Source organism: Hyunsoonleella ulvae, from assembly GCF_016827605.1.
In the GTDB taxonomy this organism is placed as follows: domain Bacteria; phylum Bacteroidota; class Bacteroidia; order Flavobacteriales; family Flavobacteriaceae; genus Jejuia; species Jejuia ulvae.
Map to the genome: position 1 here is coordinate 156,320 of NZ_JAEPJQ010000004.1, position 18,930 is coordinate 175,249.

The following is an 18,930-nucleotide window of genomic DNA, read 5'->3' on the forward strand; positions in this document are numbered from 1 at the left end:
TTTACAATTTTGAAATTTCCGTTTTAGCTAACTCAAACTCATCAATGATATCAGAAACTATGGTTTTTACTGGTTTAACATCATGAATTAATCCAGATATCTGCCCAATTTCTAATTCACCTTCATCCAAATCTCCTTCAAACATACCCTTTTTGGACCTTGCTCTTCCCAAAAGTGTTTTCAATTCTTCTACTGTTGCGCCTTTTTTGTATAATTCCTGTACATCATTGTAAAACTTATTTTTTATAAGCCTTACTGGAGCTAGTTCTTTCAAGGTAAGCTGTGTATCCCCATCTTTCGCTTCTACAACAACTTTTTTAAAGGCTTCATGAGCAGAACTTTCTTCACTGGCCACAAACCTACTACCAATTTGTACACCATCAGCCCCCAAGACCATACATGCAAGCATTGCTCTTCCTGTTGCTATACCACCAGCAGCTATTAAGGGAACTTCAATCTGTTCTTTTACCATTGGCAATAAGGTAAGTGTTGTAGTCTCATCTCTACCATTATGCCCACCAGCCTCAAAACCTTCAACTACAATGGCATCAACACCAGCTTCTTGGGCTTTTAATGCAAACTTAACACTACTTACAACATGTACTACAGTTACGCCTTTATCCTGTAACCATCTTGTCCAAGTTTTAGGATTTCCTGCAGATGTAAAAACAATTTTCACATCTTCCTCTATAATAATACCCATTATCTTTTCAATATCTGGATATAACATGGGAACATTTACACCAAATGGATATGCCGTAGCTTTTTTGCATTTTCTAATGTGTTCTTTAAGTATTTCAGGATACATAGAACCAGCCCCTATTAAACCTAAAATTCCAGAATTACTCGCTGCAGATGCTAATCGCCATCCACTATTCCATACCATACCTGCTTGGATAATTGGATATTTAATTTTGAAGAGTTCTGTAATCCTATTTGGCATTATTGTTTTATAATTTTTATCGTTTTCGACACATTATTCATATCAATTTTTGCTAAATATAGTCCGTTGGCAATAGAAGATATATCAATTTTATTATTCTCAGCAGAGACTAAAAAAGTATTAATTTTTTTTCCCAGTACATTGTAAATACTAACTACAGCTGAGGTGTCATCTAAAGGAAAATTTACATAGAGAACATCTTTAACAGGATTAGGGTATAAACTAACATCTAAATCTTGTTGCATATTCGATGCATTTGAAAGGGCTACATCTAAAGCCGATTGTAAATTGGGTATACCATACCCTAAAAAATTATCTGGTACACTATACTGGGATGCTGACTCCCTTACCAATTGCATCATCTCCGCATTGGTTTTATTTGGAAGTGCCTGCCATAAACATGCTATACCTCCAGCTAAAATTGGCGCACTAAATGAGGTGCCGTTAGCTCTGGCTATCACATTATTTTCTGCAATTACATAGCTTAAACCGCCTTGGGCAACCACATCTGGTTTTTGGGTTGTTTGGTATTGTGTTCCGACAGAACTGAAACTTACGTAATTACCAGATTCATCAACCGCTCCAATTGACAGTACATTAGGCGAATCTGCAGGAGCCGTAACGCCCCAATTACCTGAATTACCTGCCGAAGTGACTAACAACAGCCCTTTCTCGAATGCAATATTAGCGCCTCTAGTTATAAACGCAGTATTACCGTTCATATCAGATTGTTCATAATCATATCTAGTGTCATCAAAATCTGAATATCCTAATGATGTATTTATGATATCTACACCTAAGCTATCAGCTCGTTCTGCTGCTTCAACCCAGTAGCTCTCCTCAACAGGGGTCTCGCTTGTGGCATCTTCAGTAATAAATAGATGGTATGAGGCATCTGGAGCGGTCCCTACAAATTGATTTTCAATGTATCCAACCATATCGCTAAGCACCAAGCTCCCATGATTACTTGTGGTACCAGTGTAAACATCGTTATCCCTGTTTACAAAATCGTATGTCCCTAGAATAAGCCCATTATCCCTAGCCCTTTGAAAAGCTCCTATTGTATGTACATTAGGAAAACCAGAATCTAAAACCGCAATAGTAATGCCTGCTCCAGTGTAATCAAGGAGATGTAATGCATCTCCGTTAAACATTTCTATTTGATTTGCAGCATTACCATAATTAAAATTTGTTAGCACGCCTTCCAATTTTGATTCTTGTTTTTGGTTTAAAACTTTAGACTGGTTTAAATCATCACTTGCAAAATCTACAGCACTAACAAAATTTAGACTTTCTAGAGCTTCAATATCTACTTGGCTTCCTCTAACATGTACAGCATTAAACCATTTAGATTTAGCCAAAACGGTAATCCCAGTAGCATTCTTTATTTGAGAAATGTAGTTTTCATTCACTGGAACATCTCGGGCATCAATCAAAACACCATGCTTTTGCTTTCTATCTATAGCTTTTTGTGAAAGAATTGTTGTAGGGTTTGCTATGGATGATGCCACATTTTCTTTATCAGCAAAAAACACCCAAGCATCTTCTTGTGCATCTAAAACCAAATGCGCAAAGCACAGCAGTAAAAACAGGTACAACTTTTTCATAACAAAACGATTTGGAATCACTAAGTTACGAAATAACTCCTGAACCTATAAGTTCGTCATTTATATACCATGCAGCAAATTGTCCTTCGGTTATAGCGGATTGTAATGTCTCAAATTCAATGTAGAGTCCCTTTTCAACTTTATGCAAGGTAGCTTTCTGCAATGGCTGCCTGTATCTAATACGCGCTTCTACCTGCATAGTGTTTCCAGCAGCTAGAGCTAAATCTTCACGTATCCAATGTAATTCTTCATTAGAAATAAAAAGTGCTTTCTTTAAAAGACCAGGATGGTTTTTACCTTGTCCCGTGTATATAATATTGTCTTCTACATTGGTCTCAATAACAAAAAGAGGTTCTGGCGTACCCCCAACAGCCAAACCTTTACGTTGCCCTTTTGTAAAGTAATGCGCTCCTTGGTGAGCTCCCACAACTTTACCTGTATCTAAACTATATTCAAGTTTTCTAGATAAATATTGTAGCTCTTGCTCTTTAGAGTCAAACTGTGTTACATTACCCGCGTACATGGTAGCATGTTCTGGAATCTCTACTATTACACCTTCCTTTGGTTTAAGTTGTTGTTGTAAAAAATCGGGTAATTTTACTTTCCCAATAAAACAAAGCCCTTGGGAATCTTTTTTTTCGGCAGTTACCAAACCTTGTTTTGTCGCTATTTCCCTAACCTCTGGCTTGGTTAGCTCCCCAATTGGGAACAAAGCTTTAGACAGTTGTTCTTGTGATAGTTGGCACAAAAAATAAGACTGGTCCTTATTATTATCTACCCCAGAAAGTAATTGATAAATCTCTTTACCATCCTTTTCCGTTATACCTTTTCTGCAATAGTGACCAGTAGCGACAAAATCTGCTCCAAGCTCCAGAGCAATATCCATAAATACATCGAATTTAATCTCTCGATTACATAACACATCTGGATTTGGTGTTCTACCCTTTTCATATTCATCAAACATGTAATCTACAATACGTTCTTTGTATTGCTCGCTTAAATCTACAGTTTGAAAAGGAATGTTCAACTTATTAGCAACCAACATGGCGTCATTACTATCATCCAACCACGGGCATTCATTAGATATGGTTACAGAATCATCATGCCAATTTTTCATAAATAAGCCAATAACCTCATAACCCTGCTCTTTTAATAGATAAGCTGCTACGCTAGAATCTACACCCCCAGAAAGACCAATTACAACACGTTTCATTTAAATTTCCCTCCGTTTTAAGGCTACAAAGATACATAATCTAATAACTTATATTGCCCAGCACAAGTACCGCATTAAATACAAAAAACAGTATTTGTTTAATTTATTTATCTTTGTAAGAAAAATGAAAATGAATAGAATAAATGCTAAATTCGTTAGCTGTTTTTTAACTTTATTTTTAGTGCTATCCTGTACGAAGGATAGGGATAGTTCAGATATTCCGCCTGTCCCTACACCAACTACAATTTCAGAACTAGTTTTTGTTAACTCAAGATTGAGTCTACTTACCGAAGCTTTAGACAGAACTGGTTTACTAGTAACATTAGATATTGAAGGACCTTTTACATTTTTTGCCCCTACTAATGAAGCCTTCGAACGATTTTTACAAGAAAACAGTTATAATAATATCGCTGATGTACCAGTAGTTCTACTACGAAATATTTTATTAAACCATGTAATTGATGGACAATTCGTAATAACTGATCTTTTTTTATCTCCAATTAAAACCTTAGCCACCCAAGATAATTCAGATTTAAATCTTAGTATGCTTATAGATGATTCTTCAGGAGGATTCATTATTAATGGAGAAGTAAATATCGATATTAATAATTTTGATTTTAGAGCAAGTAATGGTGTCATACACATTGTAGATGGTGTGATAAAGTTACCTACTATTGCCACCTTAGCTAATGCAACTGCCGAGTTAAGCACTTTGGCCGAAGTATTACCTACAGAATTAGTAAATACACTTAGTAGTGAAGATAATCTTACCCTTTTAGCCCCAAACAACAACGCATTTTTTAATATTCCTGAAGTACCAACGGGAAATGCCCTTACTAATCTATTATTAAATCACTTTATAAATGATAATTTAGCATCTACAGATTTTACAGCAATGGGGCCCACCTACTCTAAATCTATGGGTACTTATTTAGATACGAATAGTTTAAGTTTATATCACAGAATAGACGATAATGATGACTTAGTTTTTAATGGCATATCAAAAGTTCAAGAAGCTGATATTGTTGCTACCAACGGCATTATACATATAGTTGATGAAGTAGTGGCAATACCAACTGTTGTAACATTTGCTACAGCCGATCCTGATTTCTCTACATTAGTATCAGCTTTAACAACATTAACGCCTGAAACTCCTTTTGTAGATATTTTATCTAGAACAGAAACTAATAATGGAGATATGATTAACCCTCCGTTTACCATTTTTGCTCCAACTAACATGGCTTTTGATGCTATTACAGTACCAGAAGAAGACGTCTTAACCGAAGTATTATTTCACCATGTGGCTAGTGAGGTAAATATAACTTCAGGAACATCTACCCAAAACGGAACCTCTACTGTAAGTACTCTAGAAGGTGATAATTTAATAATTACACTTCCAGGAACAGACAGCAATATTGCTGATGTAACCGATGGCTCTGGAAACACAGATTTGGGTATTATAAAAGTAGACATACAGGCGGGAAATGGTGTAATACATGTCTTGAATAAAGTTGCAATTCCTAATTTAGAGTAGCACAATAAATTAGGATTATTTATATTCAAATAGTATCCCAATACCTATTTTAAATTACCAAGCCGTATAATTAAACTTTACTTTCCTAAATTAAATATACTAGGTAGTTCATCATTCTGCTATCCATACAATAAAAATAGTAAACTACGATATTGAAACTTAGCTTTTATCTTCTAGTATAAAGGTTAAAATTCTGTATAGTTTAAACAACTGTACTAATTGACCTTACGAATTTTTCAAAACCGATTAACACAGACTTTTGGCTTTTAAGAACATAGGTATCAAAAATCATACTAACACATAATTTTACAAGAGTTTTTACGAATAAAAACATCGATGAAATGCATAAAAAATCAATTTTGTTTAATTTTTCCATTTTTTTATGAAACAAAATTTGTTTTTTTGTTTAAATTATTTATACTTTTGTTGAACAAAATTTAAAATCATAAAAAATACTATGAAAACATTAACAGCCACAAAAAAACTAATAGTGCTTTTTTTAGCATCTATTTTTGTACTCTCATGCAGTGATGATGATAATGATCCTGTAGAATTTGTTCCAACAAATAATCTCGTTGAAATTGTTCAGGCTACACCACAATTATCAAGCCTAGAAGCTGCGCTTCTTAAGTATCCAGATTTGATAAATACCTTAAGCGGAAACGGTACATTTACTGTCTTTGCTCCTACAAATGATGCTTTTGCTGCATTACTAACTGCAATTGGGCAGGATAGCATCGATGATATTCCTGAGGACGTATTGAGAAACGTTTTGGAATATCATGTACTAGCTTCAGCAACTGTAACTTCAAATTTAGTATCTCCAGGAGACATAGAAATGGTTAATGGAGAAACCGCTACCATAACATCAGACAATGGTAGTCTTTTTATTGCTGGTGCAGAAATTATTGCGGTTGATGCATTGGGAACAAATGGAGTAGCTCACATTATAAATAGTGTAATGGTACCACCATCAATAGCTCCAATAGTTGGAACTATAGTTGCACCTGCATACTTTAATAAAGATTTTACAACTCTAATTGCTGCTGTACAAAATGCAAATGCAGATTTATTAAGTGTACTTTTAGGAAATGGTCCAAGTGGTAATGGTCTTACATTATTCGCTCCAACTAATGCTGCTTTTGAGGCAGCAGGTATTACTGATGTAAATGGTGCTGATGCTGTTTTACTATACCATGTTATTGATGGAACGGTAAATGCTGCTGATTTACCTACAACTGCTGGTGCTTCTGCTGAAATAGAGGCTGTTGGAGGTAATTTTTACTTAACCAATGCTGGCGGGGACGTAACCATAAACGGAACTACAACCGTAACAGCTACAGATATAGCTGGTTCTAACGGTGTAGTTCATGTAATTGATAGAACGTTAATACCACCAACACAAACCATTAATGAACTCGTTGCTGAGTTTGCTGGTGGTAATCCAGGAGAATTTACACTATTAGCAGCTGCTCTACAAAGAGCAGGCTTAGGAGATACATTTGGTACAGCGGGTCCTTTTACTGTATTTGCACCTACTGATGCTGCATTTTTAGCCGCTGGATTAGATGAAGCCACTATAAACAGCACAGAGCCATCTGCTGTAGCAGGTATCTTAACACATCACGTAGTAAAAGCTAGTGCTTATGTATTTTCTAGCGATTTAGTTGATGGGGACGTAGAGATGCTGAATAATCAAAATGTTGGTATAAGTGTAAGTGCTTTAACAGTACAAGATGCTGCTATGAGCAATCCTGCAGCAGGATTAATTCCAAGTTTATTAAATGTTCATGCAACCAATGGTGTAGTGCATGTTATAGATAAAGTGTTGCTACCTGCAGCACCATAATTTAGTTTGGTTTGTTTAGTATAGGCAAGTTTTAAATTTATTAGTTAATAAAATGCCTATTGAAAAAGTCTCCTGAGAAATCAGGGGGCTTTTTTCTTATTGTTATACGCTTGAAGAAAACAAGTTTAATAGTTTAAAAAGAGATGTAAAACAAAGCAAAACGTTAAACTTTAACATATTATTCAATAAGATTATAGCAACACTATTATATTTTTGTTTATTTTTTTTGTAAATTTGTTAAACAAAATAAAGAATAGTAAAAGGTGGATATAACAGCAAATATCATAGGTGGTGCAACCTTGACCGATGCAAACAACAGGGTAAGCAACATAATTGCTGTTGATGTTCAAGCTTAAAATGGTGTTATTAAAGTAATCACAAGGTTGTTTTACCACCTTTACCTTAAAATATTAAGTTTGGTTTGTTTGGTATAGGCAAGTTTTAAAGTTTATAGTTAGTAAAAATTGTCTATGAAGATGGCCCTTTGAGAAATCAAGGGGCTTTTTCTTTTGCTTTATATTTTCCTGTTATTGTGAAATCTTTGGTTTCTTTTAAATTCCCTTTTTCAAAGTAATGCCATACTCCATGTTTTTTTCCTTTTCTATATTGCCCTTCTACCAATAAATCTCCTTTTGGGCTGTAAAACTTCGCAGCTCCATCTAGTTCCCCATCAATATAAATCATCGTTTTTAGCACTACATCTTTTAAAGAATAATAAATTGCTGTTCCGTGAAGTAAACCATTTTTATAATTAGTTTCTTCAGCTATTTGTCCAATACTATAATACACAAATCGCTTTCCCTCAAGCTTACCATTATTATTGTAATGTTCTAATATTAAAAGCTTATCAGAATCTTTTTGGTAAAACTTCCAAGTGCCTATATATACTTTTCCTTGCATTCTACCTTCGCTAATCACTTTTCCTTTTGAAGTAAAAAAAGTAACCTCAGCAATATTTGTACTATCATTAAATTGCCTTGTGGCACTTAAAACAGATTTCCCTTTTATGTTCTTATAAAACTTAAAAATCCCTATTTCTTTGCCATTTTTAAAAGCGCCCTCGTACCTTAATACTTTTGTGCCTTTAAAATACTTTCTCCACACACCATGTCGTTTACCATTCTCATTAAACTGATTAAAAGTTTGTGCTAACACCGTATTGAAAATACCAAATAGAAAAAAGATAAAAAATAGCTTTTTCATGAGTAAACTATAATTTTAAGTAGATAAAACCATAACGCTGTTTATACTTTTTTGGTATAAACAAAAAAGCTGCCATCTGGCAGCTTTTATATTACTTCTTTCGTTTTTGTTGCATTTGTTTTTGTTGTTCAGCCTGTTCCATCATCTGCTTCATTCTTGCCTGAAACTTACTCTGCTTTTTCGGTTTCTTTTTATTCTCCTGGATTTGTGCATGAATTTTATCTTCATCTAATATATAATTCTTGATAACAAGAATAATTCCAATACTAATTAGGTTGGATATAAAATAATACAAACTTAATCCTGAAGCATAATTATTAAAGAAGAACAACATCATTATTGGTGAGAAATACATCATGTATTTCATCATTTTACTCATATCTGGCATACCCTCTTGTTGTGGTTGCGCCTGAATATTCTGCCCTGTGGTTAATCTCATGTAAAAGAAAATCGCCACTGCTGCCAATATGGGGAACAAACTTACATGACTACCATAGAACGGAATATTAAATGGTAAATTAGCTATAGTATCGTACGATGATAAATCATCAGCCCACAAGAAGCTTTTTTGTCTCAAATCGAAAGCTGAAGGGAAAAACTGAAACAATGCATAAAATACAGGCAGCTGTATTAATGCTGGTAGACATCCCGCTAGCGGGCTAGCTCCTGCCTTAGTTTGCAAGGCCATAGTTTCCTGCTGCGCTTTCATTTTATTATCCTTATACTTTTCACGAATGGCATCTAACTCTGGCTTTAGTATTTTCATCTTGGCCTGAGAAAGGAATTGCTTGTATTGCACGAAGGACAATAATATTTTCACTAAAATAGTCATCACTACAATAGCTATACCATAAGGTAGAAAACCACCTAAAAAGGCAAATAGTGGCATAAAAACATAGCGGTTTATCAACCCAAAAATACCCCAACCAAATGGTACTATTTCATCTAAATTTCTATCGTAACTATTTAAAATATCAAAATCATTAGGTCCTATGTACCAATCCATAGACTCATTTAACTCCCCGCCTTTTAATTCTAGGGGAATTTTAGATGTAAACATTTTCGTGTATACTGTATCTATGGTTTCATCTTCTACCAAATTCTTTGCGGTAATTTTCGCCGTTTTAAAAGGTGTGTCGGTAAGTAATACAGATGAGAAAAAGTGTTGTTTGTACCCTATCCATGTAACATCATTTAAATCTTCATCTGCATCACGGGCACTTGTGTAATCTGCATTCCCTCCATCATATTCATAATGAATATCAGTATATCTATTTTCGTAAGATATACTTTTTGCGTGTCGGTAGCCCTTTAATTTCCAATCTAAGTTGATGGTTTGTGAGCTATTGATAACGCTACTTAAACCTTGTGATCTTACCGAAAAATCTATCATGTAATCATCTGGTTTCAACTCATAGCGATACTCCAAAAATTTACTTTCGGAAATCTTAAATTTCATTGAAACGATGGTATTGCCTCCATTTTTTGAGACTGAAGGCGCAAAGTAGCGTTCTTTGGTGTTGATAACCCTACTATCTGTAGTGCCAAATTCAATATTAAAAACGGCATTATTATCCTTTACAATATAGATAGGTACGGAATCATAATCTACAAAGTTTTTTAATTTTACTTCAGATAGGTAACCGCCTCTGTTGCTAAATTTTAAAGCAAAAACATTTGTTTCTACTATGGTTTCTTCGTTATTGGCTAAACTTTCAGAATAGGCCAAAATCCCAAACTTATTCTTAAACTCTATCAGTCCCAGTGAATCTAAGTCTGCTACATTGGTAAAGTCGTTAGGCGTGGTAACAAGCGTTTGCGCATCAGCTTTAGCTTTTTTCTCAGTTTCAACCTGCTCTTGTTTTGCTTTTTCTTGAGCTTCAAGTTCTTCTGGCGTGGGTTTATTTTGCCAGAACATATAAATCATTATTCCAAAAATGAGAACAAAACCTATAATCGAGTTAATATCTAACTTTTTTTCTTCCATAATTTTAAATTGTGCCCCAAATAAAAGAGAGGTTGGTTTTTATTTGTCAAAAAGCTATCCAATATACCATAAAATGCCACAATGGCACTTATTTAGAGTTTTTATGTTTTAATGCTGCTTTTACAAACCCAACAAATAAAGAGTGTGGATTTGCTACTGTACTTTTATATTCTGGATGGTATTGTACGCCTATAAACCAAGGATGATCTGAAATTTCTACAATTTCTACCAAGTCTGTTTTAGGATTTAATCCTGTAGCTTGCATACCTCCTTTTTCTATTTGATATCTGTAATCGCTATTAAATTCATAACGGTGTCTGTGACGCTCGCTAATATGTTCTGCCTTATAAATCTTCTCCACTTTACTACCTGGCATTAATGCGCAATCCCAAGCACCCAAACGCATCGTACCACCTTTATTGGTAATGGTTTTTTGCTCCTCCATTAAATCTATAACTGGATGTAAGGTATCGGGGTCCATTTCGGTTGAATTGGCATTACTTAAATTCAGTACATTACGTGCAAATTCAATCACTGCCATTTGCATTCCTAAACAAATACCTAAAAAGGGTACATTGTTTTCTCTTACGTATTTTACTGCTGATATCTTTCCTTCTATTCCACGCTCTCCAAAGCCAGGTGCTACAAGTACACCGTCTAAATGTCCAAGCATTAACTCCGCATTCTCGTCGTTTAAATATTCTGAGTGTACAGATTCTACATTTACTTTTACCTCGTTAGCAGCTCCAGCATGAATAAAGGCTTCTAAGATAGATTTATACGAATCTTGTAGTTCTACGTATTTACCTATTAATCCTATATTAATTTCAGTTTTTGGATTTTTATGACGGTGCACAAACTTATTCCAGTTTTTAAGGTCTGGTTTGGTACTATCCAAAGCTAATTTATCCAATACTACTTTATCTAAACCTTCTTTAAGCATCAGGTTTGGCACATCGTAAATGGTGGAGGCATCTATAGATTGAATTACAGAATCTGCAGTAACGTTACAAAATAATGCGAGTTTTCTTCGTAAATCTTTTGGAAGGTTATGTTCTGTTCTACATACTAAAATATCGGCCTGTACCCCACTTTCCATTAAGGTTTTTACACTGTGTTGCGTAGGTTTTGTTTTTAGCTCTCCTGCTGCAGATAAATATGGCACTAAGGTTAAATGAATAACTATACCATTATTTTCGCCTAAATCCCAACGTAATTGTCGTACCGCTTCAATGTAAGGTAGCGACTCTATATCTCCTACTGTTCCTCCAATCTCGGTAATTACAATATCGTAATCTCCAGACTTTCCTAAGATTTGTACACGACGTTTAATTTCATCTGTAATATGCGGTACAACTTGTACTGTTTTCCCTAAAAATTTACCTTCACGTTCTTTTTGAATCACACTTTGGTAAATGCGTCCTGTGGTTACGTTATTGGCTTGGCTTGTAGGCACATTTAAAAAGCGCTCATAGTGTCCTAAATCTAAATCGGTTTCTGCACCATCTTCGGTAACATAACATTCTCCGTGCTCGTAAGGATTTAGTGTACCTGGATCTACATTAATGTATGGATCTAATTTTTGGATGGTAACCCGATACCCTTGTGCTTGTAAAAGTTTTGCTAAAGATGCGGCTATAATGCCTTTTCCTAGTGAAGATGTAACCCCTCCGGTTACGAAAATGTACTTAGTATTGGTTGTCATGTTGCGCTTATAAACGCAGGCAAATTTACAAAATTAAAATAGTTATTATGGAATTGTTTTTCACTAATTGAGTGGAGGTTATTAACAGTGGTTTTCGATTAAAAGGCACTTCAACAAATTTGAATTTGTAGAAAATTTCTGATATATTCGTTTAAGGGCAGATATGAGTCATTAAAATGACTCATTTTTGTAAGGTTAAACTACATTGCATAAAACGAATGAAAGAAATAAGGTTAGAAGGGATTTCTAAAACCATACCCGAAGGATTTTATGATATTTTAGGGTATATAATTTCGGCTGTTTATTTAGTTGTGGGGGTTCTATTGTCAAACAAATATCAATTAACTGATTTGAAATTTTCTTTTGGTGAATCCTGGGTTTTTGATTTATTCATTATGCTCATTTTTTTAGGTGGTTTGTATGCCATAGGAACCGTATTAACAACTTTTTCCTATTGGACCATTTTAAAACCCCTCACTTTCTATATAAAGAAATTTAAAAATAATTATGAAAATAATTTTGGTCTTTGGGGCACTAAAATACTGCGTTTGAGAATTAACAACCCCAATATTGTACTAGAAATGACTAAACGTTATGCAAGATTGATAATGATTAGAAATATTTGTTTCGTTAGCTTAATTCTCACTTTTTATTCAATAACCGCCAAAAATTTTACAATAGTATACTTAATGATATTTATAATAACTCTTATCACTTTCATAATAAGAGCTATTTGGCTGGAACAAAATTTTATTGCAATTGAAGAATCTAAAATAATTTTAAGAGAAACTGAGTCGAAAAGCAAGCCCTTTTAATGTAATTTCGACAAAGCCCCCATTCAAACCCTAATTACAACTATAACAACCCTAACCATGCAACAACAACCCATTTTCAATTTCACTAAAACATCAAACACTGAAGGTTGGGTTATCGTTGATGATATAGTTATGGGCGGAAAATCTAATGGAGCCTTTAATATAGACGATAATTATCATGGGATGTTTTATGGCACTATTTCCTTAGAGAACAATGGTGGGTTTTCATCTGTGCGATATCGAGATAAAGCGACAAATGTTAAAGGGTTTTCTAAAATAATATTACGCATAAAAGGAGATGGTAAACGGTATCAATTTAGAATTAAAGAGACGGTAATACAGCAATATTCTTTCGTAAATTACTTTACAACGTCTGGAGATTGGGAAACGATTGAAATAGCCTTAAAAGACTTATTTCCTAAATTTAGAGGACGTACTTTGGATATGCCCAACTTTGCAGGAGATACTATAACTGAACTTGGCTTTTTATTTGGTAATAAAAAAGCGGAAGATTTTAGGTTATTGATTGATACTATTGCATTACAATAATATCCATGAAATCGAAAAAATAATATAACTAGCTCTAACCTTAAATAAATTACTCCTATTCAACTGGGAAGTTACCTAAAACTTCCCTGAAATCTCTCGAAACATTTCCTCTTTCTATTCGTCGTATTAAAAATACCATAAAAAAATGCAATGGTTTTAAACTTTTGCGTCTTTATAATTGAAGTGCTGATAAAAAGCCTTTACATGAATCATCAATCAGAAAACAATAAAAAGCTTAATACGTTTTTTAGTGAGGAGTACCAATCACTTAAATCTTATGTGAACTCTAAGCTAAAGGCCAGCGTTAATCGTGATGCCGAAGATATCATCCAAGATGTGGCTTTAAAATTGTTTTTAGGTGCAGACCGATATGCACCCATTAATAACGTTGCTGGTTTTGTATACCGTGCCATAAGAAATAAAATTATAGACATTATGAGAGCCACTGGCAAAAAGCCACTCTATTCCATCGAAGATACAGAAACCAAAATGGGTATTCTTGCAGAATCTCTGTATGATGATGACACGGAACCCTACCCAGATGAAATGCAATCTGAATTAAAAAAAGCCATTTTAAGCTTAAAACCTGATTACAAAAACATCATTATCGCGGTAGATTTTGAAGGCTATAATTACAAAGAAATTGCTGTGGAAACTGGTATTCCTGTTGGCACTTTAATGTCTCGACACCATAGAGCTATTGCTTTGTTGTACAAATCACTTAAATCTAAAAAAGAAATCATTAATTAAAAACAATATACTTATGTCAAATTTCTTTAAACATAAAATGAGAGGTAAATCACCAGGTGAGATAGCTGGTATGATTATTTTCGGAATTATTGCCATAACTGGACTAGCCATACTCTTTGGTTTTGTGCTAATGTGGCTTTGGAACTGGCTGATGCCAGAACTATTTGGACTACCTAAAGTTACATACTGGCAAGCCGCAGGACTGTTTATTCTTTTTAAAGTATTAATAGGTGGTTGCGGCAGTAGTAGCAGGAAGTGTTCTTCTGACAAGGATAAATCATCATGCCAAAAAGAAGGTAAAGGCGATTTCTCTAAATGGAAACACTACGATAAATTTTGGAAAGAAGAAGGCAACAAAGCTTATGAAGATTATTTAAACAGAATAACCCAAAAACAACAACCTAATGATGACTAACTTTCATTATTTTAATTACAAAATTAAAACACAACTTTTTATTCTACGAACCGATATTGGTACACAGCAAAGAGTAAAACAAGTAAAATCTATTTTTGATGGCAATGTTGATATTATAAAATGGTCCATTGATACAGAAGATATTGATAATGTTTTAAAAGTTGAGGCTACCAAAAACTTAAGCGAGGCTGATATTATTGATCAATTAAAAACTCAGGGCTTTTTTTGCGATGTTTTACCTAATTAAATTACTGAATAACCTTTTGCGAATAGTGCTTATGAACTTATAGTATTTAAAATACCATAACTGAAACGACTTAGACAAACACTTACGTAATTTAAGTCTTGGAATTGAAGCTAGCGGATGGGTGCGTTAGGGATTGTCCCGCATGTGCGGGATGAAATCTCCGACGCAGGAGGGATTGAGTAGTGAAAGCCTGCCTGCCGGCAGGCAGGCCCGACCCCCTGTGGGGAACGCCCAAATACTTTCCATTTTAAACAAGATATCAAAAAAAAGCCCAAAAACATATGTTAATGGGCTTTGAAGGAAAAAAATAGTTTTGAGTTAGTTTTTCTTTTTTCCTTGTAATTTCTTTACTGAATCGTACATTATTGGTGTTGCAATAAATAACGATGAATAAGTACCTACAATAACACCTACTATAAGGGCAAACATGAACCCACGAATGGAATCACCACCAAAAATAAAGATGGATAGTAATACTACCAATGTGGTAAGCGATGTATTTAAGGTTCTACTTAATGTACTGCTTAATGAAGAATCCACCACACGATTGAATTCCCAACTAGTGTGTTCGTTAAAGAATTCTCGAATTCTATCGAATACTACCACGGTATCGTTTAATGAATATCCTATTACTGTAAGGATGGCCGCTATAAATGCTTGATCTATTTCCATATTAAATGGCATAAACTTATAGGTTAATGAGAAGATCCCCAATACGATAAGCACATCGTGGAATACCGCTGCTACTGCCCCTAATGAGTATTGCCATTTTTTGAATCGTAACAAGATGTATAAGAATACTACGATTAAAGATCCTAGTATCGCCCAGAATGATGCTTTTTTGATATCATCTGCAATAGTTGGACTCACTTTATCATTACGCATCAATCCTATAGTTTTATCTTCTGAATCGCTTATGAAATCCTCATAAGTCATCCCATCAAAATAAGGCTGTAAGGCTTTGAATAGCGATGATCTTATTTCTTCATCAACTTCTGCTCCTGTTTCGTTTACCTTATATTTTGTAGTGATTTTTAATTGGTTGGCATCTCCAAATGTTTTGGCATTTGCACTTCCAAATACTGCTGGATCTGATAATACATCTGTAATTTCAGAAGCATTCATATCTTGAGCAAAACGCACTTGATAGGTTCTACCTCCAACAAAATCCACACCTTGATCTAAACCATTTGTAAATAACGAGCTTAAACCTACTACTATTAATATTCCTGAGATAATGTAGGCTATCTTTCTTTTCTTTAAGAATTCTACATTAATATTTCTAAATAGATTTTTAGTAATTGCTGTTGAGAAGGTTAATTCGCCGCCTCTATTAGTATACCAATCTACCAATAACCTTGTAATAAATATCGCAGTAAACAACGATGTTGCTATACCTATTAATAAGGTTGTTGCGAATCCTTTAATTGGACCTGTACCGAAAATAAATAGAATTAATGCTGTTAATCCCGTAGTGATGTTAGCATCCAATATAGACGATAGTGCATTGCTAAAACCATCTTGAATGGCATCTTTTTGCCCTTTTCCTTTTGCTAGCTCTTCCCGAACACGCTCAAAGATAAGTACGTTAGCATCTACCGACATACCAATTGTTAATACAATACCTGCAATACCAGGCAGCGTTAATACCGCTCCTAATCCTGATAATATACCAAAGATTAATAAAATGTTTAATAACATGGCGATATCTGCGAACCCTCCTACTTTTCCGTAGTAGAAAATCATCCATAACAAGACAACAGCCAATGCTATTAAGAACGACATGGTACCACTATCTATAGCTTCTTGCCCTAATGATGGCCCTACCACCTCACTTTGAATAATATCTGCTGAAGCCGGTAATTTACCTGCACGTAACACATTTGCTAAATCTATAGCTTCATTCAACGTAAAGTTTCCTGATATTGAAGAATTCCCCCCAGAAATTGGTCCTGAAGTAACACCTGGTGCCGAATACACTACATTATCTAAAACTATAGCAATTTGTCCGCCTTCTTGATAGGCTCTACCTGTCATTTCTTCCCAGATCTTTGCACCTTTACTATTCATTTGCATAGACACTTCTGGTTGTCCAGTTTGCCCAAATGTATGTCTGGCATCTGTTACTACTGCTCCACTTAACTCTGGCGTATTTTCCCTATTACCTTTTAAGGCATATAAATCTAATACCTCGCTGTTCTTTTCTGGCTTACTAAATGCAAACTTTACATAGCGTAGTTCTGCAGGTAATAATGCTCTTACTTGTGGCTTGTTTAAATAGTCAAGCACGGTTTCCTTGTCTTTTATTGCAAAGGACGCCACTACTGGTCCTCCTGGATATCCAAAACCTTTTACTAAACTTCCTAATGGACTTGCTGAAAGTGGATCAACCGCTGTAGAATCTGTAGCAGCCTCACCTAAAAGTTCATCAATTTTATCTTCTGTGGCATCTTCCTCATCTTGTGGCTCTATCTCTTCTACTTCTTGTTCTACCTCAACGATATCCTTTAATACTTGATCTGCTTGAAATATAAATTGTTGTAATTGTTGCCCTTTGTATACATCCCAAAACTCCAATTGCGCTGTACTCTGCAATAATCCTGTAGCACGCTCTATATCCTTTACTCCTGGTAGTTCTACCAAAATACGCCCAGAGTTTCCTAAACGTTGAATGTTAGGTTGGGTTACACCAAACTGGTCGATACGCTTACGTAATACTTCAAATGCAGAAACGATTGATTCATCAATCTTAGTTTCTATAATCCCTTGCACCTCTTCATCAGACATGTCTCCAGTAATTTCCCCATCCAAAGCTTTGGTATAGAATATGTCTGGAGACGCTAATTTTTGATCGCCTTTAATGGCATCAAAAGCGATAAAGAAATCTTCTAAATAAGTGTTTTGACTGTCTTCTTGAAGCTTTGATGCATTCTCTAAAGCTGTATTAAATACAGGATCTTTTGTATTGTTTGCTAACCCCTTTAATATATCTTTTACCGACACTTGAAGAATAACGTTTAAACCTCCTTTAAGGTCTAAACCTAGGTTCATGGACTTTTGCTTTACTTCATTGTAGGTATAATCAGCTACTAATAAATCAAAAACAGTATCTGTGGCCTTGGCATCCAGATAATTTATTTCTTCTAGATTTCGCTTAGCACGATAATCTTCTTCTGTTTCAGGGAACTTGCTTATGGCTAGTTCCTCTGCTTCCTTTTCAATTTGATTTGCTTTAAATGTGAATGATAATTGGTAGATACTTACCAAACCAAACAAAATAGCAAATAATTTAACTACTCCTTTATTTTGCATTTTTTAGTGTTTATGGGTCAAAATTTTTCTAAACGCACAAATATATGGTTTGCGTTTAGATTTTGACACTATTTTATAATTATTGTAATTTGAGCAACCCTTTAGGTACTAAGCTGCTTGTTTAAGGTATTTTTACAACCTAAATAGAAAAGTGTATTTTGGGAATCTTCAAGACCTTTTCCCTTTAACTGTGAGGCCCAGCCCTAACTTCAGGTATTTGTCGTGATGCATTATTTAGTGCATACACATTTTTTTTATGACGTTGAAATGCCACTTTGGTATTGGCATTTTCTGCTTCTTTATATTTGTGTAATAGCGAGGCAACCGTTTTTGGCTTAAAAAACCTATCTGCTTTGGGTTTTAATTCTAAAACAACTATACCGTTAAGTCCAGATTCTGCTTCCTTGCCATCTTGTATTTCATGGACATCTAAACTATAGGCTATATCATGATCTTCTACAGGAAAGCTGAATGGTAAGTCTTCTTCATCAGAAGTATTAAGTTCAGACCTAATACGTTTAAGTAAAATACGCTTTACAGATAATACATCTATACTACTAAAGTATGTGATTTTTAGTGTACCATTCCCTTTTTCAACCACCTTAACATCAGTAATACCTAGAGTTTCAAGCTCCTGTTTTAGTAATGAAATTGTGGATTGGTCGTCTACAGATGCATGTTGGGATGCATTAAACTCTAATACAATCTCTTGGTTATGTACATCAACCTGCTGTTGGTCTACAATACCAAGTAAAGTAAGTATAACGACGATTACGCCTATGTACTTTTTTAGAGTCATGC

At 34.6% G+C, this 18,930-nt stretch carries 15 protein-coding genes; 7 read left to right on the forward strand and 8 right to left on the reverse strand.

From position 1 onward, the window contains the following. Position 1: 1 nt before the first annotated feature. From JS605_RS11940 to mnmA, 3 genes are read right to left on the reverse strand one after another with little or no spacing between them, the layout of a single operon-like run. Entirely contained in the window at positions 2 to 943 is a 942-nt protein-coding gene (locus tag JS605_RS11940; RefSeq protein ID WP_203257959.1) for an NAD(P)H-dependent flavin oxidoreductase, read from the reverse strand. Next, on the reverse strand, positions 943 to 2,550 hold the full coding sequence (locus tag JS605_RS11945) for a S8 family serine peptidase (protein WP_203257960.1): 1,608 nt from the start codon (positions 2,548 to 2,550) through the stop codon (positions 943 to 945). Before JS605_RS11945 ends, JS605_RS11940 begins: the two co-directional genes overlap by 1 nt. Positions 2,551 to 2,575: 25 nt before the next feature. Continuing rightward, positions 2,576 to 3,763 (reverse strand): tRNA 2-thiouridine(34) synthase MnmA, encoded by a 1,188-nt coding sequence (mnmA, locus tag JS605_RS11950; protein WP_203257961.1) that lies wholly within the window; start codon positions 3,761 to 3,763, stop codon positions 2,576 to 2,578. A 130-nt stretch (positions 3,764 to 3,893) separates the two neighbouring features. Here mnmA and JS605_RS11955 point away from each other — a divergent pair, with 130 nt between their 5' ends. Beyond that, a complete protein-coding gene (locus JS605_RS11955) occupies positions 3,894 to 5,297 on the forward strand; it encodes a fasciclin domain-containing protein (RefSeq protein WP_203257962.1) in 1,404 nt (467 codons plus the stop codon). Positions 5,298 to 5,754: 457 nt separating this feature from the next. Beyond that, positions 5,755 to 7,146, forward strand: a complete 1,392-nt coding sequence (locus tag JS605_RS11960) for a fasciclin domain-containing protein (protein WP_203257963.1) — start codon at positions 5,755 to 5,757, stop codon at positions 7,144 to 7,146. Between the two features lie 492 nt (positions 7,147 to 7,638). Here JS605_RS11960 and JS605_RS11965 read toward each other — a convergent pair whose 3' ends face one another. From JS605_RS11965 to JS605_RS11975, 3 genes are all read right to left on the reverse strand, one after another. Then, on the reverse strand, positions 7,639 to 8,349 hold the full coding sequence (locus JS605_RS11965; RefSeq protein WP_203257964.1) for a toxin-antitoxin system YwqK family antitoxin: 711 nt from the start codon (positions 8,347 to 8,349) through the stop codon (positions 7,639 to 7,641). Positions 8,350 to 8,440: 91 nt separating this feature from the next. Next, positions 8,441 to 10,336: a membrane protein insertase YidC gene (yidC, locus tag JS605_RS11970; protein ID WP_203257965.1), complete on the reverse strand. Its 1,896-nt coding sequence runs from the start codon at positions 10,334 to 10,336 to the stop codon at positions 8,441 to 8,443. A gap of 88 nt (positions 10,337 to 10,424) precedes the next feature. Then, positions 10,425 to 12,041: a CTP synthase gene (locus tag JS605_RS11975; RefSeq protein WP_203257966.1), complete on the reverse strand. Its 1,617-nt coding sequence runs from the start codon at positions 12,039 to 12,041 to the stop codon at positions 10,425 to 10,427. A gap of 218 nt (positions 12,042 to 12,259) precedes the next feature. On the opposite strand from JS605_RS11975, the gene JS605_RS11980 reads away from it, so the two are divergent. The 5 genes from JS605_RS11980 (at position 12,260) to JS605_RS12000 (ending at position 14,817) form a co-directional block, all read left to right on the forward strand. After that, complete coding sequence (locus tag JS605_RS11980) at positions 12,260 to 12,856, forward strand: hypothetical protein (RefSeq protein ID WP_203257967.1); 597 nt, start codon at positions 12,260 to 12,262, stop codon at positions 12,854 to 12,856. 57 nt (positions 12,857 to 12,913) lie between these two features. Continuing rightward, positions 12,914 to 13,405 carry a CIA30 family protein gene (locus tag JS605_RS11985; RefSeq protein ID WP_203257968.1) on the forward strand — a complete coding sequence of 164 codons (492 nt, stop codon included), beginning with the start codon at positions 12,914 to 12,916 and terminating at the stop codon, positions 13,403 to 13,405. 204 nt (positions 13,406 to 13,609) lie between these two features. After that, a complete protein-coding gene (locus tag JS605_RS11990) occupies positions 13,610 to 14,155 on the forward strand; it encodes an RNA polymerase sigma factor (RefSeq protein ID WP_203257969.1) in 546 nt (181 codons plus the stop codon). A 13-nt stretch (positions 14,156 to 14,168) separates the two neighbouring features. Beyond that, a complete protein-coding gene (locus JS605_RS11995) occupies positions 14,169 to 14,570 on the forward strand; it encodes a hypothetical protein (protein ID WP_203257970.1) in 402 nt (133 codons plus the stop codon). Next, positions 14,560 to 14,817, forward strand: a complete 258-nt coding sequence (locus tag JS605_RS12000; RefSeq protein WP_203257971.1) for a hypothetical protein — start codon at positions 14,560 to 14,562, stop codon at positions 14,815 to 14,817. The genes JS605_RS11995 and JS605_RS12000 overlap by 11 nt, the downstream gene beginning before the upstream one ends. Positions 14,818 to 15,135: 318 nt before the next feature. Here the strand turns inward: JS605_RS12000 and secDF are convergent, their stop codons facing one another. Both secDF and JS605_RS12010 read right to left on the reverse strand, forming a co-directional pair. Beyond that, positions 15,136 to 18,129, reverse strand: coding sequence for a protein translocase subunit SecDF (gene secDF, locus JS605_RS12005; protein WP_203257972.1), 2,994 nt, complete (start codon positions 18,127 to 18,129; stop codon positions 15,136 to 15,138). Between the two features lie 184 nt (positions 18,130 to 18,313). Next, complete coding sequence (locus JS605_RS12010; protein ID WP_203257973.1) at positions 18,314 to 18,928, reverse strand: hypothetical protein; 615 nt, start codon at positions 18,926 to 18,928, stop codon at positions 18,314 to 18,316. Positions 18,929 to 18,930: the final 2 nt, after the last annotated feature.

Coding starts and splice junctions, on each gene's coding strand:
- JS605_RS11940 (WP_203257959.1), bottom strand. CDS start 943: ATGCCAAATAGGATTACAGAACTCTTCAAAATTAAATATCCAATTATC.
- JS605_RS11945 (WP_203257960.1), bottom strand. CDS start 2,550: ATGAAAAAGTTGTACCTGTTTTTACTGCTGTGCTTTGCGCATTTGGTT.
- mnmA (WP_203257961.1), bottom strand. CDS start 3,763: ATGAAACGTGTTGTAATTGGTCTTTCTGGGGGTGTAGATTCTAGCGTA.
- JS605_RS11955 (WP_203257962.1), top strand. CDS start 3,894: ATGAATAGAATAAATGCTAAATTCGTTAGCTGTTTTTTAACTTTATTT.
- JS605_RS11960 (WP_203257963.1), top strand. CDS start 5,755: ATGAAAACATTAACAGCCACAAAAAAACTAATAGTGCTTTTTTTAGCA.
- JS605_RS11965 (WP_203257964.1), bottom strand. CDS start 8,349: ATGAAAAAGCTATTTTTTATCTTTTTTCTATTTGGTATTTTCAATACG.
- yidC (WP_203257965.1), bottom strand. CDS start 10,336: ATGGAAGAAAAAAAGTTAGATATTAACTCGATTATAGGTTTTGTTCTC.
- JS605_RS11975 (WP_203257966.1), bottom strand. CDS start 12,041: ATGACAACCAATACTAAGTACATTTTCGTAACCGGAGGGGTTACATCT.
- JS605_RS11980 (WP_203257967.1), top strand. CDS start 12,260: ATGAAAGAAATAAGGTTAGAAGGGATTTCTAAAACCATACCCGAAGGA.
- JS605_RS11985 (WP_203257968.1), top strand. CDS start 12,914: ATGCAACAACAACCCATTTTCAATTTCACTAAAACATCAAACACTGAA.
- JS605_RS11990 (WP_203257969.1), top strand. CDS start 13,610: ATGAATCATCAATCAGAAAACAATAAAAAGCTTAATACGTTTTTTAGT.
- JS605_RS11995 (WP_203257970.1), top strand. CDS start 14,169: ATGTCAAATTTCTTTAAACATAAAATGAGAGGTAAATCACCAGGTGAG.
- JS605_RS12000 (WP_203257971.1), top strand. CDS start 14,560: ATGATGACTAACTTTCATTATTTTAATTACAAAATTAAAACACAACTT.
- secDF (WP_203257972.1), bottom strand. CDS start 18,129: ATGCAAAATAAAGGAGTAGTTAAATTATTTGCTATTTTGTTTGGTTTG.
- JS605_RS12010 (WP_203257973.1), bottom strand. CDS start 18,928: ATGACTCTAAAAAAGTACATAGGCGTAATCGTCGTTATACTTACTTTA.